The sequence below is a fragment of the Streptomyces sp. NRRL S-455 genome (assembly GCF_000717875.1).
GTDB lineage: Bacteria > Actinomycetota > Actinomycetes > Streptomycetales > Streptomycetaceae > Streptomyces.
The window spans coordinates 140891-164271 of the sequence record NZ_JOCT01000014.1; the positions used below are offsets into that span (position 1 = coordinate 140891).

The 23381-nt window shown below is 71.5% G+C and carries 26 protein-coding genes and 1 pseudogene; 19 read left to right on the plus strand and 8 right to left on the minus strand.

Annotated elements, in window-relative coordinates; genetic code table 11:
• The first annotated feature begins 4 nt into the window (after positions 1 to 4).
• From IE97_RS0120435 to IE97_RS0120445, 3 genes are all read left to right on the plus strand, one after another.
• Positions 5 to 1972, plus strand: a complete 1968-nt coding sequence (locus IE97_RS0120435; RefSeq protein WP_030242461.1) for a prolyl oligopeptidase family serine peptidase — start codon at positions 5 to 7, stop codon at positions 1970 to 1972.
• Positions 1969 to 2901 carry a S66 peptidase family protein gene (locus tag IE97_RS0120440; protein WP_030242463.1) on the plus strand — a complete coding sequence of 311 codons (933 nt, stop codon included), beginning with the start codon at positions 1969 to 1971 and terminating at the stop codon, positions 2899 to 2901. The genes IE97_RS0120435 and IE97_RS0120440 overlap by 4 nt, the downstream gene beginning before the upstream one ends.
• A gap of 142 nt (positions 2902 to 3043) precedes the next feature.
• On the plus strand, positions 3044 to 4822 hold the full coding sequence (locus tag IE97_RS0120445; protein WP_030242466.1) for a CocE/NonD family hydrolase: 1779 nt from the start codon (positions 3044 to 3046) through the stop codon (positions 4820 to 4822).
• Between the two features lie 146 nt (positions 4823 to 4968).
• Here IE97_RS0120445 and IE97_RS0120450 read toward each other — a convergent pair whose 3' ends face one another.
• Both IE97_RS0120450 and IE97_RS0120460 read right to left on the minus strand, forming a co-directional pair.
• Positions 4969 to 5874: an NAD(P)H-binding protein gene (locus IE97_RS0120450; RefSeq protein ID WP_030242468.1), complete on the minus strand. Its 906-nt coding sequence runs from the start codon at positions 5872 to 5874 to the stop codon at positions 4969 to 4971.
• Between the two features lie 210 nt (positions 5875 to 6084).
• A complete protein-coding gene (locus tag IE97_RS0120460; RefSeq protein ID WP_051705050.1) occupies positions 6085 to 6909 on the minus strand; it encodes an SDR family NAD(P)-dependent oxidoreductase in 825 nt (274 codons plus the stop codon).
• A 115-nt stretch (positions 6910 to 7024) separates the two neighbouring features.
• Between IE97_RS0120460 and IE97_RS0120465 the strand changes: the two genes are divergently transcribed.
• Both IE97_RS0120465 and IE97_RS0120475 read left to right on the plus strand, forming a co-directional pair.
• On the plus strand, positions 7025 to 7573 hold the full coding sequence (locus IE97_RS0120465; RefSeq protein WP_051705051.1) for a TetR/AcrR family transcriptional regulator: 549 nt from the start codon (positions 7025 to 7027) through the stop codon (positions 7571 to 7573).
• A gap of 295 nt (positions 7574 to 7868) precedes the next feature.
• The gene (locus IE97_RS0120475) at positions 7869 to 8429 is read left to right on the plus strand and encodes a GNAT family N-acetyltransferase (protein ID WP_030242477.1); all 561 of its coding nucleotides are present in this window, start codon (positions 7869 to 7871) and stop codon (positions 8427 to 8429) included.
• A 12-nt stretch (positions 8430 to 8441) separates the two neighbouring features.
• On the opposite strand, the gene IE97_RS0120480 is transcribed toward IE97_RS0120475, so the two are convergent.
• Complete coding sequence (locus IE97_RS0120480) at positions 8442 to 8789, minus strand: VOC family protein (protein WP_030242481.1); 348 nt, start codon at positions 8787 to 8789, stop codon at positions 8442 to 8444.
• 48 nt (positions 8790 to 8837) lie between these two features.
• Between IE97_RS0120480 and IE97_RS0120485 the strand changes: the two genes are divergently transcribed.
• The gene (locus tag IE97_RS0120485; protein WP_030242483.1) at positions 8838 to 9332 is read left to right on the plus strand and encodes a phage holin family protein; all 495 of its coding nucleotides are present in this window, start codon (positions 8838 to 8840) and stop codon (positions 9330 to 9332) included.
• A 12-nt stretch (positions 9333 to 9344) separates the two neighbouring features.
• Complete coding sequence (locus IE97_RS0120490) at positions 9345 to 10370, plus strand: SDR family oxidoreductase (RefSeq protein WP_030242486.1); 1026 nt, start codon at positions 9345 to 9347, stop codon at positions 10368 to 10370.
• Here IE97_RS0120490 and IE97_RS0120495 read toward each other — a convergent pair.
• Positions 10367 to 10675, minus strand: a complete 309-nt coding sequence (locus IE97_RS0120495; RefSeq protein ID WP_030242490.1) for a hypothetical protein — start codon at positions 10673 to 10675, stop codon at positions 10367 to 10369. The genes IE97_RS0120490 and IE97_RS0120495 overlap by 4 nt on opposite strands.
• 140 nt (positions 10676 to 10815) lie before the next feature.
• Complete coding sequence (locus IE97_RS0120500; protein WP_030242492.1) at positions 10816 to 11778, minus strand: LLM class F420-dependent oxidoreductase; 963 nt, start codon at positions 11776 to 11778, stop codon at positions 10816 to 10818.
• A 171-nt stretch (positions 11779 to 11949) separates the two neighbouring features.
• Between IE97_RS0120500 and IE97_RS43095 the strand changes: the two genes are divergently transcribed.
• From IE97_RS43095 to IE97_RS0120565, 12 genes are all read left to right on the plus strand, one after another.
• Positions 11950 to 15732: a transketolase gene (locus IE97_RS43095; RefSeq protein ID WP_078603318.1), complete on the plus strand. Its 3783-nt coding sequence runs from the start codon at positions 11950 to 11952 to the stop codon at positions 15730 to 15732.
• The gene (gene ligD, locus IE97_RS0120515) at positions 15729 to 16658 is read left to right on the plus strand and encodes a non-homologous end-joining DNA ligase (protein ID WP_030242496.1); all 930 of its coding nucleotides are present in this window, start codon (positions 15729 to 15731) and stop codon (positions 16656 to 16658) included. The genes IE97_RS43095 and ligD overlap by 4 nt, the downstream gene beginning before the upstream one ends.
• A gap of 93 nt (positions 16659 to 16751) precedes the next feature.
• On the plus strand, positions 16752 to 17123 hold the full coding sequence (locus IE97_RS0120520; RefSeq protein WP_078603321.1) for a gas vesicle protein: 372 nt from the start codon (positions 16752 to 16754) through the stop codon (positions 17121 to 17123).
• Between the two features lie 48 nt (positions 17124 to 17171).
• The gene (locus tag IE97_RS0120525) at positions 17172 to 17606 is read left to right on the plus strand and encodes a gas vesicle structural protein GvpA (protein WP_030242502.1); all 435 of its coding nucleotides are present in this window, start codon (positions 17172 to 17174) and stop codon (positions 17604 to 17606) included.
• On the plus strand, positions 17603 to 18376 hold the full coding sequence (locus tag IE97_RS0120530; protein ID WP_030242504.1) for a GvpL/GvpF family gas vesicle protein: 774 nt from the start codon (positions 17603 to 17605) through the stop codon (positions 18374 to 18376). Before IE97_RS0120525 ends, IE97_RS0120530 begins: the two co-directional genes overlap by 4 nt.
• 4 nt (positions 18377 to 18380) lie before the next feature.
• Positions 18381 to 18647 (plus strand): gas vesicle protein GvpG, encoded by a 267-nt coding sequence (locus tag IE97_RS0120535; protein ID WP_030242506.1) that lies wholly within the window; start codon positions 18381 to 18383, stop codon positions 18645 to 18647.
• Entirely contained in the window at positions 18644 to 19309 is a 666-nt protein-coding gene (locus tag IE97_RS0120540; RefSeq protein WP_030242516.1) for a hypothetical protein, read from the plus strand. The genes IE97_RS0120535 and IE97_RS0120540 overlap by 4 nt, the downstream gene beginning before the upstream one ends.
• Positions 19306 to 20451, plus strand: coding sequence for an SRPBCC family protein (locus tag IE97_RS0120545; RefSeq protein ID WP_030242518.1), 1146 nt, complete (start codon positions 19306 to 19308; stop codon positions 20449 to 20451). Before IE97_RS0120540 ends, IE97_RS0120545 begins: the two co-directional genes overlap by 4 nt.
• Entirely contained in the window at positions 20448 to 20786 is a 339-nt protein-coding gene (locus IE97_RS0120550) for a gas vesicle protein (protein ID WP_030242528.1), read from the plus strand. The genes IE97_RS0120545 and IE97_RS0120550 overlap by 4 nt, the downstream gene beginning before the upstream one ends.
• On the plus strand, positions 20783 to 21559 hold the full coding sequence (locus IE97_RS0120555) for a GvpL/GvpF family gas vesicle protein (RefSeq protein ID WP_030242532.1): 777 nt from the start codon (positions 20783 to 20785) through the stop codon (positions 21557 to 21559). Before IE97_RS0120550 ends, IE97_RS0120555 begins: the two co-directional genes overlap by 4 nt.
• On the plus strand, positions 21556 to 21744 hold the full coding sequence (locus IE97_RS0120560; protein WP_030242533.1) for a gas vesicle protein: 189 nt from the start codon (positions 21556 to 21558) through the stop codon (positions 21742 to 21744). Before IE97_RS0120555 ends, IE97_RS0120560 begins: the two co-directional genes overlap by 4 nt.
• A gap of 47 nt (positions 21745 to 21791) precedes the next feature.
• The gene (locus tag IE97_RS0120565; RefSeq protein ID WP_030242535.1) at positions 21792 to 22061 is read left to right on the plus strand and encodes a gas vesicle protein K; all 270 of its coding nucleotides are present in this window, start codon (positions 21792 to 21794) and stop codon (positions 22059 to 22061) included.
• Positions 22062 to 22081: 20 nt separating this feature from the next.
• Here the strand turns inward: IE97_RS0120565 and IE97_RS0120570 are convergent, their stop codons facing one another.
• From IE97_RS0120570 to aspA, 3 genes and pseudogenes are all read right to left on the minus strand, one after another.
• Positions 22082 to 22252, minus strand: coding sequence for a hypothetical protein (locus IE97_RS0120570; protein ID WP_030242537.1), 171 nt, complete (start codon positions 22250 to 22252; stop codon positions 22082 to 22084).
• A gap of 42 nt (positions 22253 to 22294) precedes the next feature.
• Positions 22295 to 23116, minus strand: a complete 822-nt coding sequence (locus IE97_RS0120575; RefSeq protein ID WP_030242538.1) for a class I SAM-dependent methyltransferase — start codon at positions 23114 to 23116, stop codon at positions 22295 to 22297.
• A 79-nt stretch (positions 23117 to 23195) separates the two neighbouring features.
• A pseudogene (gene aspA / locus IE97_RS0120580) lies at positions 23196 to 23381 on the minus strand (aspartate ammonia-lyase); the annotation flags it as partial.

A 23381-nucleotide genomic window follows, 5' to 3' on the forward strand; every position in this document is an offset into this window, starting at 1 on the left:
GCGAGTGGGGGAGACGGTGCGGACGCTGGCGTACGGGGCGTGGCCCTCGCCCATCGACGCGGCCCTCGCCGCCGCGCACGACGGCCACCCGGAGTGGGTGGGCTTCGTCGGCGACGAGGTGTGGTGGACCGAGCCGCGCCCCGAAGAGGGCGGCCGGCGCACCCTGGTGCGGCGGCACGCCGACGGCAAGGAGGAGTCACTGCTGCCCGCGCCGTGGAACGTGCGGAGCCGGGTCATCGAGTACGGCGGACATCCCTGGGCGGCGGCGCTCGCGCGCGACGACGGCCCGCTGGTGGTGTTCGTGAACTTCGCCGACCAGCGGCTCTACCGCTACGAGCCCGGCGGGCAGCCGTGCCCGCTCACGCCCGTGTCCCCGGTGGGGGCGGGCCTGCGCTGGGCGGAGCCGCTGCTGCGGCCCGAACGCGACGAAGTGTGGTGCGTACTGGAGGAGTTCACCGGCGACGGGCCCGGCGACGTACGACGTGTCCTGGCCGCCGTGCCGCTGGACGGATCCGCGGCCCTGGACCGGGGCGCCCTGCGCGAACTGACCGACGAACGGCACCGGTTCCTGACCGGACCGAAGCTCTCTCCCGACGGGCGGCAGGCCGCCTGGCTCGCCTGGGACCATCCGCGGATGCCCTGGGACGGCACCGAACTGATCCTCGCCGACGTCGGTTCCGACGGCACCCTGCTCGACCCCCGTACCGTGGCCGGCGGGCCCGGCGAGTCCATCGCCCAGGCCGACTGGACCCATGACGGCCGCCTGCTGCACTCGAGTGACCGCAGCGGCTGGTGGAACCTCTACCTCGACGGCGAGCAGCTGTGCCCGCGCGAGGAGGAGTTCGGCGGGGCGCTGTGGAAGCTCGGCCTGCGATGGTTCACGCCGCTCGACAGTGGGCTGATCGCCGTCGTGCACGGCCGGGGCGCCACCGCCCTCGGGGTACTCGACCCGGAGGGCGGCGAGGTCGTCGACGCGGCGGGTCCCTGGACCGAGTTCGCCCCCACCCTCGCGGCGCACGGCGAGCGGATCGTCGCCGTCGGGGCCAGCCCCCGCAGCGCCTACGAGGTCGTCGAGCTGGATGCCGTCACCGGCCACGCCCGGGTCGTCGGCGCCGAACACGACGACGCCGTGGACCCCGCGTACTACCCCGAACCGCAGATCCGCGTCTTCACCGGCCCGGACGGCCGCGACATCCACGCCCACCTCTATCCGCCCCACCACCCCGGCTGCGTCGCACCCGGCGACGAACTGCCGCCCTACGTCGTCTGGGCGCACGGCGGTCCCACCGCCCGCGCACCGCTCGTGCTCGACCTGGAGATCGCCTACTTCACCTCGCGCGGCATCGGCGTCGCCGAGGTCAACTACGGCGGTTCCACCGGCTACGGCCGTACGTACCGCGAGCGGCTGCGCGAACAGTGGGGCGTGGTGGACGTCGAGGACTGCGCCGCCGTCGCCCTGGCCCTCGCCGACGAGGGGACGGCCGACCGTCACCGGCTCGCCGTCCGGGGCGGCAGCGCCGGCGGCTGGACCGCGGCCGCCGCGCTCACCACGACCGACGTCTTCGCCTGCGGCACGATCAAGTACCCCGTCCTGGACCTCACCGGCTGGAGCACGGGGGAGACCCACGACTTCGAGTCGCGGTACCTGGAGAGCCTGATCGGGCCGCTCGCCGAGGTGCCCGCCCGGTACGCGGAGCGCTCGCCCGCCGGTCACGCCGACCGCCTCGCCGTGCCGTTCCTGCTGCTCCAGGGGCTGGACGACGTCATCTGCCCGCCCGTGCAGTGCGAGCGGTTCCTGGCCCGGCTGGGCGACCGGCCGGTGCCGCACGCCTACCTGGCGTTCGAGGGGGAGGGGCACGGTTTCCGGCGGGCCGAGACCATGGTGTGCGCCCTGGAGGCCGAGCTCTCCCTGTACGCACAGGTGTTCGGCCTCCATCCGCCCGGTGTCCCGACCCTGGAGCTCAGCACGTGAGACAGTCCCAGCGCCCGCCCCGGCTCACCCCCGGCGCCCGCGTGGCGGTGGTCGCGCCCAGCGGGCCCGTGCCGGAGGAGCGGCTCCAGGCCGGGCTCGACCTCCTGCGCGGCTGGGACCTCGATCCCGTGGTGATGCCTCACGTGCTCGGCCGGCACGACGAGTTGGACTATCTGTCCGGCACGGACGCCCAGCGGGCCGCCGACCTCCAGCGCGCCTGGTGCGACCCGGACGTCGCCGCGGTGCTGTGCGCCCGGGGCGGGTACGGGGCGCAGCGCATGGTCGACCTCCTCGACTGGGACGCGATGCGGGCGGCGGGCCCCAAGGTGTTCGCCGGGTTCAGCGACATCACCGTCCTGCACCAGGCGTTCGCGACTCGCCTGGGCCTGGTCACCCTGTACGGACCGGCGGCGGCCGGTGTCGACTTCCTGAAGAACGCCCGGGCCCAGGAGCATCTCCGGGCCACCCTGTTCGAGCCCGAGTCGGTGCGGACCGTCACCGCCGCGGCCCCGGGCGGCGGTGTGCTGGTGCCGGGCCGGGCCCGGGGCGTCACCCTGGGCGGCTGTCTGAGCCTGCTGGCGAGCGACCTCGGCACACCGCACGCGCACGCCGGCGCCAAGGGCGGACTGCTGCTGCTCGAGGACGTGGGTGAGAGCCCGTACCGCCTGGACCGGTATCTGACCCAACTCCTGCGCGCCGGCCGGCTGGACGGGGTCGCCGGGATCGTGCTCGGATCCTGGGAGTCGTGCGGCCCGTACGAGGAGGTGCGGGCGGTGCTCGCCGACCGGCTCGGCGGGCTCGGTGTCCCGGTCCTGGAGGAGTTCGGATTCGGGCACTGCGACGGTGCGCTGACCATGGCGTTCGGTGCCCTGGCGGAACTGGACACCGCCTCGGCGACGTTGACGTTCGACGAGCCGGTCCTGAGCTGACGTGTCCCGCTGAAAACCCGTCAAAACGCTCGTTTCGGTGATTGACGTCTCATGGCACATATCACACCATGACTCCGGTCAGTACCTACTGGTCGGTATCCGGTTGCTCCGGGCTGCCGCCGTCCTCACCGTGGAGGTCCGTGTGTCCAGACGCGTGCCCAGATCCCGCGCTCGGCTCGCTCTCGTTCTGGGTGCCGCCCTGGCCACCCCTCTCACACTCACCCCACCCACGGTGGCGGGCCCCGCGTACACCGTCACCCCTTTGAAGTTCACCGTCCAGGCCGGCGGCCGCCCCTGCACCGTCGACGCCGACCTGTACCGCCCCGCCGGCGTGGACCGCGCCCACCCCGCACCCGCCGTGCTCGGCACGAACGGCTTCGGCGGCAGCAAGTCGGACGGCTCCACGGACGCCGTCGGCAAGGCCTTCGCCCGGCGGGGCTACGTCTCCCTCGTCTACTCCGGGCTGGGCTTCGGCCGCAGCGGCTGCCTCATCTCCCTCGACGATCCGGACATCGACGGCGCCGCCGCCTCGCAGCTGGTCGACTTCCTGGCCGGCAAACGCGCCGCGGACGACGGCACCAGCGTCGACTTCGTCGCCCGCGACGCACCCGGCGACCCACGCGTCGGCATGATCGGCGGCTCCTACGGCGGCGCCGTCCAGCTGGCGACGGCCGCCGTCGACCACCGCCTCGACGCGCTCGTCCCCATGATCACCTGGCACGACCTGGCGTACTCGCTGAGCCCCAACAACGCCGTCGGCGGCAGGGGCGTCCCGGGCGTCTTCAAGTGGCAGTGGGCCAACGGCTTCTACCTCGTCGGCGAGGGCCGGCCAGTGACCCGGCCCAGCCTCGACCCGTCCCGCATCAACTCCCTGGGCTGCCTGCACTTCGTCACCGAAGCCTGCCGGACCTTCCACACACTCAACTCGGGGAGCTACCCCGCCGGCCGGACGGCCAGGCTGCTGGCCTTCGCGCGGAGCGTCTCCCCGGTGTCGTACCTCCACCGCGTCAAGGCACCCACCCTGCTCGTACAGGGGCAGTCCGACACCCTCTTCAACCTCAACGAGGCGACCGCGACGTACCGCGCCCTCTCGGCACAGGGCACGCCCGTGAAGATGATCTGGCAGTCCTCGGGCCACAGCTCCGGGCCCACCGCCCCGGCCACCGGTGAACTGGACCTGTCGAAGGGCAACCTGGAGACCAGCTACGTCGGCCGGCGCGTCCTCGCCTGGTTCGACCGCCATCTGCGCAAGCGGACGCACGTCGACACGGGACCGGCCTTCGCCTATCACCGGGACTGGGTCACCGATCCGGACCGCGCCTACGCCACCGCCGGCCGCATCCCCGTGCAGGGCCGCACGTTCTACCTCTCCGGCGACGGCAAACTCGTCGACAACCGGAACAAGGTGGCCCGGGGCAGCCGCACCTACACCAACCGGCTCAGCCCCACGAGCCACTCGGACAGCTCACTGGCCGTCCAGAGCGGGCTGCCCGCCGCCCCGCCGCGCGACACCAAGGGCACCTACCTCGACTGGACCAGCGCACCCCTGACACGCCCGCTCGACGTCGTGGGCGCCCCCCGGGTCACGCTCAGGGTGCACTCCCCGAAAGCCGAGCGCGCCCAGGACTCCGGCGACGCGGCCGACAAGCTCGTCCTGTTCGCCAAGCTGTACGACGTCGCCCCCGACGGTACCCGCACCCTGGTCCGCCGCCTGGTCGCGCCGGTCCGCGTACCGGACGTGACCAGGAGCTTCACCGTCACGCTGCCCGGCATCGTGCACCGGTACCGGCCGGGGCACCGGCTGAGCTTCGTCATCGCGGCGAGCGACGACGCGTACTTCGGCAACCGCGGCGTCAAGCCGGTGACCGTGATCAGCAATGAGGATGAATTGCATTCGCTGCAACTTCCGACAGTCGACTGATGCGAGATTTGCGCTGTTCAGTGGCGGTCGCCGAGATTGGGGGTTGCCCCCGATCATGGCCTTCCGGCTCAACCACTGCCCTCCGAACCACCTTGCCCGACCGCGACTTCGGTGATGCCCCCCTTCACCTGGGACTCCTGCGGCAGTCAGCCGAGGTAGAAGTCCTTGCGGACGGCGACGAACTCCTCGACGGTCAGGGGCCGCTTCCCGGTGATGCGCTCGACGTCGAGGGTCGCCCTGTCGTAACGGTTGGCGCGGTGCAGCTGCGCCATGGTCGCGACGTGCTGCTCGGTGTGCTGTGGCAGGCCCGCGTTCGCGAGTACCTCGGTGCGCCACCATTGCAGGGGGACGTCCAGGTAGGTGACCGTGCGGCCGAGCGCTTCGGAGAATTCCTGGGCTACTTCGGTCATGTCGAGCGCCCGCGGTCCGGTCAGCTCGTACACCTTCCCGGCGTGCTCCCCGGGATCGCGCAGGATGGTCGCGACCACCTGGGCGACGTCGTCGGCAGCGACTGGCGAGGTGCGTCCGGTCCCGAACGGCAGCGCCAGCGTGCCGTTCTCGCGGATCGACCGCGCCGCGAGGGCGGTGAACAACGGATTGTCGAGGAACGTCGTCGGGCGCACGTGCACCACGGGCAGGCCCGACCAGTCCAGCACCTGCTCCGCCAGCCAGTGCAGCCGCTGCTGGTGGGATTCCGCGGTGCTGGTGGCTGTCATCTGAGACACCGTCATCTGCGACATGTCCACCAGCAGGTCGAGGTCGCCGTGCGCCTTCGCGACCGTGGCCATGACGGTCGCCGCCAGCAGGTGGTCCGGGGACACACTGAGCCCGAAGTACGTCCGGCGGACGCCGTCGAGCGCGGCCGCCACCGTTTCGGGCCGAGTCAGGTCCCCGGTGACGACCTCGGCGCCCCATGCCCGCACCTCCGCCGCGCGGTCGTCCTCGCGGCGGATCAGGACGCGGACCGGCACGTTCTGCGCGCGCAGCCGCTCGGTGACGAGGCGGCCCACGCCGCCGGCGCCGGTGACGAGAACGAGGTCTTGATCAGCCATCGGTGGCTTCCTTCCGGAGGTGTTCGCCTCGGCCAGGCCCTGGCCGCAAGGTTGCGCTGCAGGCAGTCGATGCCCCGCACGACGCCCACGAGTTCCATCAGCGCGGTCTCGTGTCGCGAGCGATGTCCGAAGTCAGTGTTGATCGCCTCCTCGATGGCGCCGCGTCGGTGGGCTGTCTGGTGACGTCGGTGCTGGTCATGGTGGTGTTCCTCAGCTGTTGGTGAGGGCGACGGGGTGCTGCGGGCGCTGGCGGCGGGCCATCCAGCCCATGAACCGGACCATCGAGCGGCGCGACAGGAGCTTGCCGAGGAGGGCGAGCGACCGGCCGTTGGTGACCACCGACGGGGGCGCGGACCGCCGGTCGAGCGTGTCGAGGGCAGTCTTCACGACCTGCTCGGGGGTGGCCCGCTTCGTGCCGTAGTCGGCGGACTGGCTGCCGGCGACGTCGTAGAACTCGGTCCGGGTGGCGCCGGGGCACACGGCCAGGACGCGCAGGCCGCTGCCGCGGGTCTCCTCCCACAGCGATTCGGTGAAGCTGAGGACGAATGCCTTGGTGGCGCCGTAGACGCTCAGGTAGGGAGTCGGCTGGAAGCCCAGCAGGCTCGCGACGTTGATCAGGACGCCGGTGCCGGCGGAGGACAGCGGGTCGATGTAGGCGCGGCTGAGGTCGACCAGCGCGCTGACGTTCAGCGCGATCATGCTTTGCAGGCGGTCGGGATCCTCGTCGGTGAACGCATCGTGGGTGCCGAAGCCGGCGTTGTTGACCAGGCCGGTGGCGTAGATGCCGCGGGACTCGAGTTCGGCGCGCAGCGTGCGGCCGGCGTCGGGCAGGCCGAGGTCGCGGGCGACGGTGGTCACCGTGAGGCCGTGGGCGCGGGTGAGGTCGGCGGCCAGGCTCTCGAGCCGGTCCGCCCGGCGGGCCACCAGCACGAGGTTCGCGCCGCGGCGGGCCAACTGGCGGGCGAATTCGGCGCCGAGGCCGGAGCTGGCGCCGGTGACGATGACGGTCTGGCGGTGGTAGTCGATTTCGCTCATGGCATTCACTCTACGCACGCTTTTGCACTGAGTGCAAGCATGTGCACCGCGTGCGTCGACGTACCATCGGTGCATGGCTCAGAAACCGACACCTCTTCGGGAACAGACCCGCTCCGTGGTCCGCTCACTGCTGGCCCGGACCGCTATCGAGCTGTTCGCCACCAAGGGCTACGACAACACGACCCTCGATGAGGTCGCCGCCGCCGCGGGCGTCTCCCGGCGAACCCTGTTCAATTACTTCCGCGCAAAGGAAGATCTCGCGCTCAGCGGCCTGGACGAACAGGGCGAACTGATCGCCGCGCGGCTCGCCGAGCGCCCGGCCGACGAGGATGCCTGGACGGCGCTGCGTGCGGCGTTCCAGGTGCTCGAGGAGATCGACATGAGCGCCGAAGGGCGCCTGGAGTTCATCACGCTGCTGTTCGGCAACGATTCCCTGCGCGCCGGACATGCCGAGAAGCAAGCCCGCTGGCAAGGCCTGTTCGCACCGCTGATCGAGCCGCGACTGCCCGACTCCGACCGTCGCACCCTGCAAGCCCGCGCGATCGCAGCCGCGGCGATCGTCTGCCTGCAGGCAGCCAACGAGGAATGGGTACGCCTGGGCGGACAGGCCGACATGTTCGACCTCTACGACACCGCCGTACGGGCCATCCGCCGCCCCACCTGAAACCGGCCGCATCCAGTTCCACCACGTGCAGGCCGGTGGCGTTGCCAGGGTGCCCGTCGAGGACTGGACATCACCACACCCGGCGGCCGGCTCGTCTTCCACGTCTTCCGCCCTGGCGGAGTAGCCACCGAGGAAGTGATCCGCGCCGCCCGCGACCTGCTGCCCGGCCCCGGCCGCTCCATCACCGATCGTGAAACTGCTGGGTCCCGGAACACCGGAGTGCTCCGGCTGCCGGTCGCCGGCTCCTGACACACACAGTCTGAAAGGACATCGACGGCGCGGATATCGTAGCGGGGTGCCGCACAACGCATCCCGCTACCTCACCGAAGGCCCTCGGGTGGGCATACGCCACTTCACCTACGAGGACGGTGCCGAGTTCACCGCCCGCGTCCGGGAGAGCAAGGACCTGCACCACCCCTGGCTCTTCCCGCCTCAGACCGTCCAGGCCTACACCGCCTACGCCGGCCGGCTGATCGAGGACCCCTCCAAGGCCGGCTTCCTGGTGTGCGAGAGGGGCGACGGGGCCGTCGCCGGGTTCATCAACATCAACAACATCGTCGAGGGCGGCTTCCAGTCCGGGGCACTGGGCTACGGCGCCTTCGCGCACGCCGCCGGGCGCGGGCTGATGCGCGAAGGGCTGGACCTCGTCGTGCGGTACGCCTTCGGCCCGATGCGGCTGCACCGGCTGGAGATCAACGTCCAGCCCACGAACGCCGCCTCGATCGCCCTGGCCCGCGGCTGCGGGTTCCGCCTGGAGGGCTTCTCGCCGAAGATGCTGTTCGTCGACGGGGCCTGGCGCGACCACCAACGCTGGGCGATCACGGTCGAGATGATCACCCAGCCGCGGCGGCACTGACCCGGGCGGCGCCTACGCGTGGCGGTCCACGTACTCGTAGACCGATCCGTCCGGATGAAGGGCGATCAGGTTGCGGCCCGCCGGTGAGGCGATGGGGCCGGCGACGATGTGGGCGCCCAGCTCGGTCAGCACCTTGTGGGTTTCCTCGACGTCCGTCACGGCGATCGTCGCGGCGACCTTGCGCAGCACCTCCAGTTCGGCCGGGGGACCGCTCATGAGCAGGAAACAGCCGATCGCCGCCACCTGGACACCGCCCCGTTCGAAGCGCTGGGCTCTGCCGCCCGCCAGCCGCTCGTAGAAGGGGATCGCCGTCTCGAGGTCGTCGACGCAGACGCGCAGTGTGGCACCCAGAATCTCCATGCGGACGAGCCTAGTTATCCGCCAGGGGGCGAGGGTACCCGGCCGGGCATGAAGCCGTTGGATCACCTGGAGCATCTGGACAAGCATCTGGTCGACGAGCTGGCACAGGTGGCGCGCGAGACCGTACGGGACGAACTGCGCGAGCAGACGCGCAGGCAGCGCCGCAAGGCGGCGCTGTACGCCGCGTCCGGCGCCCTCGCTCTGTACGCGGGCGCGGCCCTGGCGCTCGCCGTGGGACTGGCACTCGCCCTCGGCCTGCCGGACTGGGCCGCGGCGCTGATCACCGCCGTGATCCTGGGTGCCGCGGCGTATGTGCTGCGTGGCATGGCACGGCCGACCCGCCCGGGTCCCGGGCACGCGGCCGGTACGGTACCGGGCCACGAAGGCGCCGGCCAGGCCGCCGCGGCGGCCGGTGGTCTGCCGTATCCGCCCGTACCGCCGGCCCCGCCCGGCGTCGGCCCGGCCGGTGGCACCGCGGGCGCTCCGGGGGCCGTGCCCCCGCCGCCCGCCGAGGCCCCGGACGTGCCCCGCCACAAGGCGTGATGCCGGGTGCGCATGACAGGCACATCGCACCAGGGCGGCCGTGTGGTCGTGGTTACCGGAGCCAGCGGCGGCGTCGGACGGGCCACCGCCAGGGCCTTCGCCGCCCGGGGCGACAAGGTCGCCCTGCTCGCACGCGGACATGAAGGACTCGCCGCCGCGGCGGACGAGGTGCGGCGGGCCGGCGGCGAGGCGCTCGTCGTCCCCGTGGACGTCTCCGACGCCCAGGCCGTGGACGACGCCGCCCAGCAGGTCGTCGACACCTTCGGTCACATCGACGTCTGGGTCAACAACGCCTTCACCGGGGTCTTCGCACCGTTCACCGAGGTCCGCCCGGACGAGTTCCGCCGGGTCACCGAGGTGACGTACCTCGGCTTCGTGTTCGGCACCCGCGCCGCCCTGCGCCACATGCTGCCGCGCGACCGCGGCACGATCGTGCAGGTCGGTTCCGCGCTGGCCTACCGGGGCATCCCGCTGCAGTCGGCGTACTGCGGGGCCAAGCACGCGATCCAGGGCTTCAACGAGTCGCTGCGCTGCGAGCTGCTGCACGCGCGCAGTGGGGTGCGGACGACGATGGCGCAGATGCCGGGACTCAACACCCCTCAGTTCGAATGGGTATTGAGCCGCATGCCGGGCAAGGCCCGGCCGGTCGCGCCCGTGTACCAGCCGGAGGTGGCGGCCCGGGCGATCGTGTACGCGGCGTCGCACGCGCGGCGCCGGGAGTACTGGGTGGGCGGCTCCACGGCCGCCACGCTCCTCGCCAACGCCGTCGCCCCCGGGCTGCTGGACCGCTATCTGGCGCGCACGAACTTCGACGCGCAGCAGGAGAAGGGCCGGCACGACGGGCCGGCGAACCTGTGGGACCCCGCGGACGGTCCGCACGGCCACGACTTCGGCGCACACGGGCGCTTCGACGACGAGGCCGTGGAGCACAGCCCGCAGCAGTGGGTGTCACGGAACCGGAGGTGGATGGGCGCGGCCGTCGGTGTGGGGGCGGGAGCCCTGGCCGCACGGAAACTCGCCGGGCTGGTCCGCCGTTAGTCCTCGAGGAACCCGAGCAGTACGGCCGCCTCCGCGCGGAGCCGACCGGCCCGGTCGGCGTGCGCGGGGGCGGTCAACTGCGCCGCGGCCGCAAGCCGTTCGGCGGCCTCCGCGCGCACGATGTCCACCACGTCACGCTCGCTGAGTTCACGCCGTACCGCCTCGGTGGCCCCGGCGCCGACCGGCGACGCCTCAAGTGCCGCGGCACGATGGGACGTTTCGTCCACCGGCACCGCCTCGGCGTTGTCCAGCGCTGCCAGCGTGCCGCGCAGGGCGCTCACCGCGGCCTTGTCACGGGCACGCATCGCTGCGGGCAGGGCGTCACGCATACGAAGGCGTACAGACATGCCGGTGACTCTAGGCGACCCGGTCCTCCCGCACTTCCTGATTTCGCAGAGTGAGCGCGTGGCCCACGCCCCGCGTGGACGTGGGCCACGTCCTTCCGTCAGACGGCCTGCTGGAGCTGCGGCAGCACCTTCGTGCGGTAGAAGTCGAAGAAGCCGCGCAGGTCCGGGCCGATCTGGTTGACGTAGACCCGGTCGAAGCCCGCGTCGGCGAACTGCTTCAGCTCGGCCACGTGCTCGTCCACGTCGTCGCCGCACACCCGGTTCTCGCGCACCATGTCCTCGGTGACGAGCTGCTGCGCCTGCTCGAAGTGGGCCGGGGAGGGCAGCACCTGGCCCAGCTCGCCGGGCAGTTGCTCGTTGGCCCAGAGCCGGTGGACGGTCCGTACGGCCTCGTCCTTGTCGGTGTCGTAGCAGACCTTGGTGCCGCCGCTGACCAGCTTTCCGCCGCCTCCGCCCTTGCGGTACTGCTCCACCATCGTCTCGTCCGGCTGGATGGTGATGTAGCCGTCGCCGACGCGGGACGCGAGCTGGGTCGCCGCCGGGCCGAAGCCGGAGATGTCGATCGGGATCGGCTCGTCCGGGACCGTGTACAGGCGGGCGTTCTCCACCGTGTAGTGCGGCCCGTGATGGTTGACCTCCTCGCCGGAGAACAGCCGGCGCATCACCTGGATGGCCTCCTCCAACATGTCCAGACGGACGTGAGCCGGCGGCCAGTGGTCGCCCAGGATGTGCTCGTTGAGCGCCTCGCCGGAGCCGACGCCGAGCCGGAAACGGTTGTTCGTCATCACCGCGCTGGTCGCCGCGGCCTGCGCCACCACCGCCGGGTGCATACGCACGGTCGGGCAGGTCACCGCCGTCTCGATCGGCAGCGACACCGCCTCGGACAGGGCGCCGATCACCGACCACACGAACGGGCTCTGGCCCTGCTCGTCGTTCCACGGGTGGTAGTGGTCGGAGATCCACAGCGCCTGGAAGCCGGCCTGCTCGGCCATCCGTGCCTGCTCGATCAGCTCGGCCGGTCCGTACTGCTCGCACGAGAGGAAGTAACCGTACTCGGGCATGGGGGAGTGCCTCCGCGACGTCGGCGGTCCGTAACCCGCACCGAGTACCCGGGCACGGGGCCGGAAACCGGTGCCGTTCGGGCGGCCGGACGCCGGAGCACGTTTGGGTGCCCTGGTCAGGGGGACGCGGAAGTCTCCCGAGGTACGCGACAGCGCCGGAGGCGAGCGACCGTGAGTCGACCCCGCATCCTGATCGTCGGTGCCGGCTTCGCCGGATACCGCACGGCCCGCACCTTGTCCCGGATCACCCGGGGCCGGGCCCACATCACCCTGCTCAACCCCACCGACTACTTCCTCTATCTGCCCTTGCTGCCCCAGGTCGCCGCCGGGGTCCTCGAGCCGCGCCGGGTCACGGTCTCCCTCTCGGACTCGCTGCCGAACGTACGGCTGGTACTGGGCGAGGCCGACCGCATAGATCTCGACGAGCGGACCCTGCACTACACCGGCCCCGAGGGCGAGGGCGGCACACTCGCCTACGACCGGCTGGTACTCGCCGCAGGCAGCGTCAACAAGCTGCTGCCCATCCCCGGCGTCGCCGAGCACGCGCACGGCTTCCGGGGGCTGCCCGAGGCGCTCTACCTGCGCGACCACGTGACCCGGCAGGTCGAGCTGGCAGCCGCCGCCGACGACCCCAGGACGTGCGCCGCCCGGTGCACCTTCGTCGTGGTGGGCGCCGGATACACCGGCACCGAGGTCGCCGCGCACGGGCAGATGTTCACCGACGCGCAGGTCCGCAAGCATCCGCTGCGGCAGGGCCTGCGGCCGCGGTGGATGCTGCTGGACGTGGCGCCGCGGGTGCTGCCCGAGATGGACGAGAAGCTGTCCGCCACCGCCGACCGGGTGCTGCGGGAGCGGGGCGTGGACGTGCGGATGGGGACCTCCGTGAAAGAGGCCACGCACGAGGGCGTCGTGCTGACCGACGGCGAGTTCGTCGAGACCCGGACGCTGGTGTGGTGCGTGGGCGTACGGCCCGACCCGCTGGTCGAGTCCCTCGGGCTGCCGATGGACAAGGGACGGCTGCTCGTCGACCCGCACCTGCAGGTGCCGGGCCGGCCCGAGCTGTTCGCCTGCGGTGACGTGGCGGCCGTGCCCGACCTGGAGAAGCCGGGGAGCTACACGCCGATGACCGCGCAGCACGCCTGGCGGCACGGCAAGGTCGCTGCCGAGAACGTCGCCGCCTCGCTCGGGCTCGGTGGCGTGCGCAAGCCCTACCGTCACCGTGACCTCGGTTTCGTCGTGGATCTGGGCGGTGCGAAGGCCGCGGCCAATCCACTCGGCGTGGCCCTGTCGGGGGTACCGGCCGGTGCGGTGACGCGGGGCTACCACCTCGCCGCGATGCCCGGCAACCGCGTCCGGGTCGCCGCCGACTGGCTGCTCGACGCGGTACTGCCGCGGCAGGCAGTGCAGCTGGGACTCGTCCGGTCGTGGTCCGTCCCCCTGGACACGTCGTCACCGGAGCTGGCCCGGGTGCCGGGCGGACCGGGGCAGCGGCAGGAGGCCGACGCCCGGTCCGGCCCCGGAGCCGCGCTCGCCGCCGACATCCATGAGGGGGCGAGCGGCGGCGGGGATCCCGGCCAGGGCCGGACCGCAGAAGAGCCCGCGAAGGGGCAGCCCGAGTCCGGGCCGACGCAGGTGCGACCCGGACCCGGGCCCGCGGAGCGGCGTTCCGAGGCGGCGTTGGCGAAGGGGCGTCCGGGGGGTGAGCCGGGCGGGGACGGGCCTGGTTCCCGGTTTGTGGAGCGGCGTTCCGAGGCCGAGACGGCGAAGGGGCGTCCCGGGGGTGAGCCGGGCGAGGACGGGCCCGGTTCCCGGTTTGTGGAGCGGCGCTCCGAGGCCGAGACGGCGAAGGGGCGTCCGGGGGGTGAGCCGGGCGGGGACGGGCCCGGTTCCCGGTTTGTGGAGCGGCGCTCCGAGGCCGAGACGGCGAAGGGGCGTCCGGCGGATGAGCCGGCCAGAAACCAGCCCGGTGGTGAGCCTGCCAAGAACCAGCCGGGTGGCGAGCCTGCCAAGAACCAGCCCGGCGGCGAGCCCGCCAAGAATCAGCCCGGCGGCGAGCCCGCCAAGAATCAGCCCCCGTCCGCCGCCCCCGAACCCCCGCCGAGACTCATGAACACCGGTGAACTCACCGACCTCGGCCAGCAGCTGCGCGCGGACAGTGTCCGCGCCGCCGCCGCCGCGGGCTCCGGGCATCCGACGTCCTCGATGTCCGCGGCCGACCTGATGGCCGTGCTGCTCGCCCACCACTTCCGCTACGACTTCGACCGCCCCGCCCACCCCGGCAACGACCGCTTCGTCCTCTCCAAGGGACACGCCTCCCCGCTGCTGTACTCCGCGTACAAGGCGGCCGGCGCCATCGACGACGAGGAACTGCTCACCTTCCGCAAGCTGGGCAGCCGCCTCGAAGGGCACCCCACCCCGCAGCGCCTGCCCTGGGTCGAGACGGCCACCGGCTCACTCGGGCAGGGCCTGCCGGTCGGCGTCGGCATCGCGCTCGCCGGCAAGCGGCTCGACCGCACCGGCAACCGTGTGTGGGTCCTGTGCGGTGACAGCGAGCTGGCCGAGGGTTCCGTGTGGGAGGCCGCCGAGCACGCCGGGTACGAGCACCTGGACAACCTCACCGTGATCGTCGACGTCAACCGGCTCGGCCAGCGCGGACCGACCCGGCACGGACACGACCTGGACGCCTACGCCCGCCGCTTCCAGGCCTTCGACTGGCACACCATCGAGGTCGACGGGCACGACGTGGACGCCATCGACCGCGCCTACGGAGAGGCCGCGTCCACCAAGGGCCAGCCCACCGCGATCCTGGCCCGCACCCTCAAGGGCAAGGGCGTCGAGGGCGTCCAGGACCGGGAGGGCCTGCACGGCAAGCCGCTTCCGGAGGCCGAGGACGCGATCGCGGAGCTCGGAGGCTCGCGCGACATCCGCGTCCGGGTGCAGGAGCCACCCGCCGCCCGCATGCTGCACTCGGTGCACACCGGTGACTTCGAACTCCCCAGGTGGGACAAGGGCGAAGAGGTCGCCACCCGCAACGCCTTCGGGCAGGCGCTGGCCGCGCTCGGCACCGGACGCGGCGACATCGTCGCCTTGGACGGCGAGGTCGGCGACTCCACGCGCGCCGAGTTCTTCGCCAAGGAGCACCCAGACCGCTACTTCGAGTGCTACATCGCCGAGCAGCAACTGGTCGCCTCCGCGGTCGGGCTCGCGTCCCGCGGCTGGGTGCCGTACGCCGCCACCTTCGCGGCGTTCCTGACCCGGGCCTACGACTTCATCCGGATGGCCTCCATCAGCGGCTCCGGCATCAACCTCGTCGGCTCGCACGCCGGTGTCGCCATCGGCCAGGACGGGCCGAGCCAGATGGGCCTGGAGGACCTGGCGATGATGCGGGCGGTGCACGGCTCGACCGTGCTGTACCCCTGCGACGCCAACCAGACCGCGCGGCTCGTCGGCGCGATGGCGGGCCTGGAGGGCGTGCGCTATCTGCGCACCTCGCGCGGCGAGAGCAAGGTGATCTACGGCCCGGACGAGGATTTCCCGGTCGGCGGCAGCAAGGTGCTGCGCTCCTCCGGGCGCGACCGGCTGACCCTCGTCGCGGCGGGCGTCACCGTGCACGAGGCGCTGGCCGCCGCCGACGCCCTGGAGCAGGAGGGCATCAACGCGCGGGTCATCGACCTGTACTCCGTGAAGCCCGTCGACCGGGCCACCCTGCGCCGGGCCGCCGAGGAGACCGGCTGCCTGGTGACCGTGGAGGACCACCACCCGGAGGGCGGCATCGGCGACGCGGTCCTCGACGCCTTCACCGACGGCCGGCCCGTGCCGCGGCTGGTGCGGCTCGGCGTACGGACCATGCCGGGATCGGCGTCCCCGGAGGAACAGCTGCACGCCGCGGGCATCGACGCCGAATCCATCGCGGCGGCCGGGCGGCTGCTGGTGGAGGAGGCGGTCGTGCCGTGAGCGGCGGCGACGGCACGCGCAGGGTGCGGGCCGGCCGCCGCACCCTGGAGGTCCACCGGCCGGACAAGGTGCTCTTCCCCGGCGGCGCCGACGCCAAGGAGTACACCAAGGGCGACCTGGTGGACTACCACCGGGCCGTGGCGCCCTTCATGCTGCCGCACCTGCGCGGCCGTCCCCTGATGCTGGAACGGCACCCGGACGGCATCGACGGCCCCCGCTTCATGCAGAAGAACACCCCGGACCACTACCCGGAGTGGATCGACCGCGTCGAGCTGTCCAAAGAGGGCGGCACCGTCTGCCACACCGTGTGCGACGACACCGCCACCCTCCTCTACCTGGCCGACCAGGCGAGCATCACCCTGCACCGCTGGCTGTCCCGCGCCGATGACGTCGACCACCCCGACCGGCTGGTCTTCGACCTCGACCCGGCGGGGGACGACTTCGAAGCCGTCCGGGAGGCCGCCCGGCTGCTGAAGGAGCTCCTGGACGAGCTGGAGCTGCCCTCGGCGCTGATGACCACCGGCTCGCGCGGCCTGCACGTCATCGTGCCGCTGAACGGCCGGCACGACTTCGACGAGGTACGCGCCTTCGCCCGGGACGTCGCCGGCACCCTCGCCGACGCCCACCCCGACCGCCTCACCACCGCCGCCCGCAAGAAGGACCGCGGTGAACGGCTCTACCTCGACGTGCAGCGCAACGCCTACGCCCAGACCGCCGTCGCACCCTTCACCGTGCGGCCCCGGCCGGGCGCACCGGTGGCGACCCCCGTCAGCTGGGAGCAACTGGGCGACCCCGAGCTGCACGCCCGACGCTGGACCATCGCCGACGCCGTCGAGCAGGCCCGCACCAACCCCTGGTCGGGCCTGCTGAACCGCGGCCGGGCACTGGGCCCGGGCCGGCGTCGGCTGAACGCGCTGCGCGGCTGAGGCGGCCCGGCCGCGGGCTCGGTGGGTGGCAGATGCACGCGCTCGTAGAGGTTTGGCGAACACTCTTGCGGCCACACGGAGGGGGAGGTGGCCATGTCGAACACAAAGAACACGCAAGAGTCGCAAGATTCACAGAAGGCACAGGACTCACAGAAATCGCGCACATCGACCGACCGTCGCGCGGCCGACGACCGGCCGAGCCCGATGGAGGTGCTGCGCCAGGCGCGCGGGCAGCTCGCGGAGCTCACCGGCATGGAGGCCGAGTCCGTGTCGTCCTTCGAGCAGACGGATGAGGGGTGGGCGCTGGAGGTCGAGGTCCTCGAACTCGAGCGCGTGCCCGACACGATGAGCCTGATGGCGAGCTACCAGGTGGAGCTCGACTCCCAGGGACAGCTCACCGGTTACCGGCGCGTCCGTCGCTACGAGCGAGGGCGGTCCGACGCGCGCAGGCCCGGCGGCCGCTAGGCCGCCCGGATGGAATGACACACCCAAGAACAAGGAGGAACAGCCGGAATGACTGTCGTACCGGCACAGCAAACCGGCGGCGGAGGCGGCAGCAGCGGTCTCTACGACGTGCTCGAACTCGTTCTGGACAGGGGGCTCGTGATTGACGCGTTCGTACGGGTCTCCCTGGTCGGCATCGAGATCCTCAAGATCGACGTACGTGTGGTCGTGGCCAGCGTCGACACGTATCTGCGCTTCGCCGAGGCGTGCAACCGGCTCGACCTGGAGGCCGGGCCGCGCAAGGACCCGGGCCTGCCCGACCTGGTCGGGGAGATGACCGAGTCCGGTGCGCGCGGCAAGTCCAAGGGGGCGCTGTCCGGTGCCGCCGAGACCATCTCCGACGCCTTCAAGCAGGCCCGCGACGAAGGTTCCGAGCGTCAGGGCGAGTCCCGCCCGCGCGCCCGTAAGAGCACGTCGTCCCGCCGGAAGGAGGAGCAGGAGTGAGCACCTACGTCTACGGCATCGCGGCGAGTTCGCACCCCGCCCTGCCCGAGGGCATGGGCGGCGTCGGTGATCCGCCCCGCCCGGTGCGCATCCTGCGCGAGGGTGAGCTGGCGGCCATCGTCAGCGAGTCCCCCGAAGGGCTGCGGCCCAAGCGCAGGGACCTGCTCGCCCACCAGAACGTGCTCAGCGAGGCGGGAGCGGCGGGCTGTGTGCTGCCCATGCGGTTCGGCAGCGTCGCCCCGGACGACAACTCCATCACCGGCGTGCTCGCCGAGCGTGCCGAACACTACAAGGAGCGCCTGCGGGCCCTGGACGGCCGGGTCGAGTACAACGTCAAGGCCAATCACGTGGAAGAGGCCGTCCTGCACCAGGTGATGGCCGAGAACCCGGACATCCGCGGTCTCGCCGAGGCCAACCGGCAGGCGGGCGGCGGCAGCTACGACGACAAGATCCGGCTCGGCGAGCTGGTCGCCGCCGCGGTCAAGGCCAAGGAGGGCGACGACGCCGCCGCACTGCGGCGCGCCCTGGAGCCGGCCGCCGACGACGTGAGCGTGGGACCGGAGTCCACCGGCTGGCTGGCCAACGTCTCGTTCCTGGTCGACCGCGAGTCGGCCGAGACCTTCCTGGCCGCTGTCGAGCAGGCGCGCAAGGACATGCCGCACCTGGAGGTGCGGATCAACGGCCCGCTGCCGCCGTACAGCTTCGTCGAGCCCGGTCCGGCCGAGCCGGCGGGCACCGCGGCCGGGGGCACGGAGACCGGAGCGGGGTGACGACATGGGCCTGATCTCCGAGGTGCTGCTGCTGCCGTTCGCACCGGTACGCGGCAGCGCCTGGGCCATCAATCAGGTGCTCCAGGAGGCCGAGCGGATCTACTACGACCCCGCCACGGTCCGGGCCGAACTGTCCCGTCTGGAGGAACAGTTGGAGGCCGGAGAGATCACGGAGGAGGAGTTCGACCGCCTCGAGGACGAACTCCTCGACCGGTTGGAGACCGCCACGCGCGCGAGCGCGGGAACAGGCCAGCAAGGGACGACACAATGAACCGAACGGGACTGGGCCTCGCAGTGGCCGGATACGTCCTGGGGCGTACCAAGAAGCTGAAGATGGCGATAGCCGTCGGCGGGTTGGTGGCCGGCAAGAAGCTGAACCTGAATCCCCGCATGGTCGCGGACCTGGTCCAGCAGCAGCTGCGGAACAACCCGCAGTTCAAGGAGATCGGGGACCAGTTGCGCGAGGACCTGCGCGGCGTGGGCAAGGCGGCCTCCGGCGCCTTGGTCGAGCGGCAGCTCGACGCGTTCGCGGACCGGCTGCACGGCCGTACGGCCCAGATGCGCGACCAGCTGAACGGCGCGGTGCCCGGCGGGCGCGACGACGACGCCGAGGATGCCGAGCACGACGAGGAAGAGGAACCCGAGGCTTCGGGTCCGGAACAGGATGAGGAGCCCCAGGACTCGGGTCCGGAGGCGGACGAGGAGACGGAGGACCGCGAGCGGGAGCCCGCGGCGAAGAAGGCCCCCGCGAAGAAGGCGGCCAAGAAGGCCCCCGCCGCCAAGAAGGCCCCTGCCGGGAAGAAGGCTCCGGCCAAGAAGACGGCGGGCCGCAAGGCGGCCCCGAAGAAGACCACGGCCGCGAAGAAGGCGACCGCCGGCAGCCGGGGCGGCAGCGCCCGGTCCCGGATGCCGAAAGGAGGCGGTGAGGGATGACCGACACCCTCGGATCGGCGAAGTCCGCCGCGGACGGAGCGACGAAGAACCCACTCACCGACGCGGCCCGCAGCGAAGCCGCAGACCGGCTCAAGGCGGAGCTGCAGGAATACCTCACCGCGCAGGCCACGCGCATGCTGACCGGTGTGGGCCGCAAGCTCGGCGAGACCACCGGCAAACTGAACGACATCGCCGAGGGCAACAGCCCCGGCTTCGCGAAGCTCGCCCTCGACGGCGGCCGCAAGCTCGCCGAGGGCAAGGGGCCGCTGCGTGCCGCGGTGGAGACCGGTGGCTCACGCGTCAAGGACAAGGTCACGGGTGCTCTGAAGAACCTGGGGGGCGGCGGGAAGGGGAAGGACAAGAACCGCTCCGGCAACAAGTCCACCGTCATCATCGAGCACATCGATGTCGGCGTGCCCCTGCGCACCGCCTATGACCAGTGGACGCAGTACCAGGACTTCAGCACCTTCACCAAGGGCGTGCAGAGCGTCAGCCGCGCCGACGACACCACCTCCGAGTGGCAGCTGAAGGTCCTGTGGTCCAACCGGAGCTGGAAGGCGACCACGACCGAGCAGATCCCCGACGACCGCATCGCCTGGGAGTCCGAGGGGGCCAAGGGCACCACGAGAGGCGTGGTCTCCTTCCACCGGCTCACAGACAACCTGACCCGTGTCCTGCTGGTCATCGAGTACTACCCCTCCGGCTTCTTCGAGAAGACCGGCAACATCTGGCGCGCCCAGGGCAGGCGCGCCCGGCTCGACCTGAAGAACTTCGTCCGCTTCGTCACGATCAATGGCGAGGCGGAGGACGGCTGGCGCGGCGAGATCCGCGACAGCGAGGTCGTGCGCAGCCATGAGGACGCACTCGCCGCGGAGGAGTCCGAGGAGGAGCGCCCCGAGGACGAGGAGCCGGAGGACGAGTACGACGAGGACGAGGAGCCGGAAGAGGAGGACGAGGACGAACCCGAGGGCGAGTACGAGGACGAGGAGGAATCCGAGGACGAGCCTGAGGGCGAGTACGACGAGGAGCCCGAGGAAGAGGCCGAGGACGAGCCCGAGGACGAGCCCGAAGCGGAGTACGAGGACGAGGCCGAGGACGAGGAGCGCGAGGACGAGTACGCCGAGGGCGGGAGCCGTCGATGACAACGCCCAGCAGGATGCCCGAGCCCTACGGCCAGCAGAGCGGCGCCAACCTCGCCGACATCCTGGAACGGGTCCTGGACAAAGGCATCGTGATCGCGGGCGACATCCGCATCAACCTGCTCGACATCGAACTCCTCACCATCAAGCTGCGTTTGATCGTCGCCTCGGTGGACAAGGCGAAGGAGATGGGAATCGACTGGTGGGAAAGCGACCCGAACCTGAGTTCGCGGGCCCGGCGTGATGAACTGGCCCGTGAGAACGCCGAGTTGCGCGAGAGGCTGGCCCGGCTGGAGGAGCTGGAGCCGGGCCGGGCGGAGAAGAAGGAGGCACCGTGACCGGACTGCGGTACGTCTACGCCGTCTGCCGCCCCTTCGGCACACCGCTCCAGTCCCAGCTGACCGGGGTGGCGGGCGACCCGCCCAGAGGGCTCACCCACCACGGCCTCGTCGCCGTGGTCAGCCATGTGCCGGAGCGGGACTTCGCCGAGGAGCCGCTCCGCGCCCATCTGGAGGACCTGGACTGGCTCACCGAGACCGCCCGGGCCCACCAGGGCGTGATCGACGCTCTGACGACCGTCACGACGCCGCTGCCGCTGCGGCTCGGCACCGTCTTCCGGGACGACAGCGGCGTGCGGACGATGCTGGAGGCCCGTGAGGAGGACTTCCGGCGCACCCTCGACCGGCTGGAGGGCCGGGTCGAGTGGGGCGTCAAGGTGTACGCCGAGTCCGGACCGCAGGAGACCGCCCAGCCCGCGCCGAAAGCCGCGTCGGGCCGGGACTACCTGCGCCAGCGGCGCGCCCAGACCAGGTCGCACGAGGAGATGTGGCAAAAGGCCGAGACTTTCTCGACCACACTGCACGAAAAGCTTTCCGAATTCGCGGAGGACTCCCGGCTCCACCCCCCGCAGAATCCCGCGCTTTCCAAGGTGACCGGGCGGAACGTACTGAATGCGGCATACCTCGTGCCGCGCGCACATTCCGAGGAATTCGTGGAAATGGTGGACCGCGCCAAGGGTGAATTCCCGGGAATGCGCGTGGAACTCACCGGCCCCTGGGCGGCCTATTCGTTCGCCGGCGAGGAACACACGACCGGCGGGGAGAAGACGTGACCGTGGTGGAAGGCCGTGAGGTCGCCCTCGTGGACCTGCTCGACCGGCTGCTCGCCGGCGGCGTCGTGATCACGGGGGACATCACGCTGCGCATCGCCGACGTGGACCTCGTCCGTATCGACCTCAACGCGCTCATCAGCTCGGTGAACGCCCAGGTGCCCTCCCCGTTCGAGGAGTTGCCGTGACGCCGTCCGACAGCCCCGGGCAGAACCCGCGGCCGCGCCGCAACAAGATGGACCTGGACCCCGACACCGTCGAGCGTGACCTGGTCAAACTCGTGCTGACGGTGGTGGAGCTGCTGCGCCAGCTCATGGAGCGCCAGGCGCTGCGCCGGTTCGACGTGGGAGACCTGAGCGAGGAGCAGGAGGAGCGGATCGGGCTCACGCTGATGCTGCTGGAAGAGCGGATGACGGAGCTGCGTGAGCGCTACGGACTGCGGCCCGAGGACCTCAACCTGGACCTCGGGCCGCTCGGACCGCTGCTTCCCCGGGACGGGGGCTGACCCCCCGCCCCGGGGCTCATTCACCACCTGTACCAGCGGCCCCTGCCCCCGGACGCCGACGTGCCCCGGACGACAAATCCCAGCAACCACAGAACGAGAACCGCCAACGCGACGTACCAGAGTACCTTTACTGCGAATCCGGCACCGAAAAGAATCAAGGCCAGAAGCAGCACCAGCAGAATGGGAACCATGATTCGAACCTCCTGCTCTACTGGTTTCCCGGAAACAGGGATTCAGGCTTCCTTTCGGCAGATAATTTCTCCGTGCAGCACGCAGAACCAGCCGTCCTCCTGCTGCCCCCATTCCCGCCAGGCCCGGGCCACGGCCTCCAGCTCCCCGGTGTCGGCGTGTCCGCCCTGCCGGGCTCGGTCCGCGTACGCCGACGCCAGTGTCCGGTCGGCCCAGAGCCCGCTCCACCAGTCCCGTTCCTCGGGCGTGGCGAAGGTCCAGGTGCCGGAGCTCGCCGTGACGTCGGTGAACCCGGCACGCAGCGCCCATGCCTTCAGCCGGCGTCCGGCATCCGGTTCACCGCCGTTGGCGCGGGCGACCCGGCGGTACAGGTCCAGCCACGCGTCGAGTCCCTCGGACGCCGGGAACCAGGTCATGGCCGCGTAGTCCGAGTCGCGCACGGCGACGAGACCGCCGGGCTTCACCACCCGCTTCATCTCGCGCAGTGCCCGCACGGGGTCGCCCACGTGCTGGAGCACCTGGTGGGCGTGCACCACATCGAAGGTGCCGTCCGGGTGGTCCAGGGCGTGCACGTCGGCGACCGCGAAGTCGACGTTGTCCAGCCCGCGTCCGGCGGCCGTGGCGCGCGCCTGCTCCAGGATCTCCGGCGCCCGGTCGACGCCGGTGACGTGCCCGTCGGACACGAGCTCCGCCAGGTCGGCGGTGATGGTCCCGGGCCCGCATCCCACGTCCAGGATCCTCATGCCGGGCTGGAGCGACGGCAGCAGGTACGCGGCGGAGTTCGCGGCGGTGCGCCAGGTGTGCGAGCGCAGCACCGACTCGTGGTGCCCGTGTGTGTAGACGGCGGTCTCCCGTGGTCCCGGCATGGTGGATCCCACCCCTTCCGTTCGGGTCGGCATGGGATCACCGTACGCAGTCGGACCGGATAATGAGACCTGCGTTCTGCTATATGGACGGATCGGGACGGAGCGCTGTCCCGGCGATCTCCTCCGGGCGGAGCAGGGCGGCGAGCCGGTCGGTGGGCAACAGGTTCTTCTCCAGGACGAGTTCGGCTACGCCGCGGCCGGTGGCGAGGGCCTCCTTGGCGATCTCGGTGGCGGCCGTGTAGCCGATGTGCGGGTTGAGGGCGGT

Coding starts and splice junctions, on each gene's coding strand:
- IE97_RS0120450 (WP_030242468.1), bottom strand. CDS start 5,874: ATGGCTGATCAAGACCTCGTTCTCGTCACCGGCGCCGGCGGCGTGGGC.
- IE97_RS0120460 (WP_051705050.1), bottom strand. CDS start 6,909: ATGAGCGAAATCGACTACCACCGCCAGACCGTCATCGTCACCGGCGCC.
- IE97_RS0120480 (WP_030242481.1), bottom strand. CDS start 8,789: ATGGAGATTCTGGGTGCCACACTGCGCGTCTGCGTCGACGACCTCGAG.
- IE97_RS0120485 (WP_030242483.1), top strand. CDS start 8,838: ATGAAGCCGTTGGATCACCTGGAGCATCTGGACAAGCATCTGGTCGAC.
- IE97_RS0120490 (WP_030242486.1), top strand. CDS start 9,345: ATGACAGGCACATCGCACCAGGGCGGCCGTGTGGTCGTGGTTACCGGA.
- IE97_RS0120495 (WP_030242490.1), bottom strand. CDS start 10,675: ATGCGTGCCCGTGACAAGGCCGCGGTGAGCGCCCTGCGCGGCACGCTG.
- IE97_RS0120500 (WP_030242492.1), bottom strand. CDS start 11,778: ATGCCCGAGTACGGTTACTTCCTCTCGTGCGAGCAGTACGGACCGGCC.
- IE97_RS0120520 (WP_078603321.1), top strand. CDS start 16,752: ATGTCGAACACAAAGAACACGCAAGAGTCGCAAGATTCACAGAAGGCA.
- IE97_RS0120525 (WP_030242502.1), top strand. CDS start 17,172: ATGACTGTCGTACCGGCACAGCAAACCGGCGGCGGAGGCGGCAGCAGC.
- IE97_RS0120535 (WP_030242506.1), top strand. CDS start 18,381: ATGGGCCTGATCTCCGAGGTGCTGCTGCTGCCGTTCGCACCGGTACGC.
- IE97_RS0120540 (WP_030242516.1), top strand. CDS start 18,644: ATGAACCGAACGGGACTGGGCCTCGCAGTGGCCGGATACGTCCTGGGG.
- IE97_RS0120545 (WP_030242518.1), top strand. CDS start 19,306: ATGACCGACACCCTCGGATCGGCGAAGTCCGCCGCGGACGGAGCGACG.
- IE97_RS0120550 (WP_030242528.1), top strand. CDS start 20,448: ATGACAACGCCCAGCAGGATGCCCGAGCCCTACGGCCAGCAGAGCGGC.
- IE97_RS0120565 (WP_030242535.1), top strand. CDS start 21,792: ATGGACCTGGACCCCGACACCGTCGAGCGTGACCTGGTCAAACTCGTG.
- IE97_RS0120570 (WP_030242537.1), bottom strand. CDS start 22,252: ATGGTTCCCATTCTGCTGGTGCTGCTTCTGGCCTTGATTCTTTTCGGT.
- IE97_RS0120575 (WP_030242538.1), bottom strand. CDS start 23,116: ATGCCGGGACCACGGGAGACCGCCGTCTACACACACGGGCACCACGAG.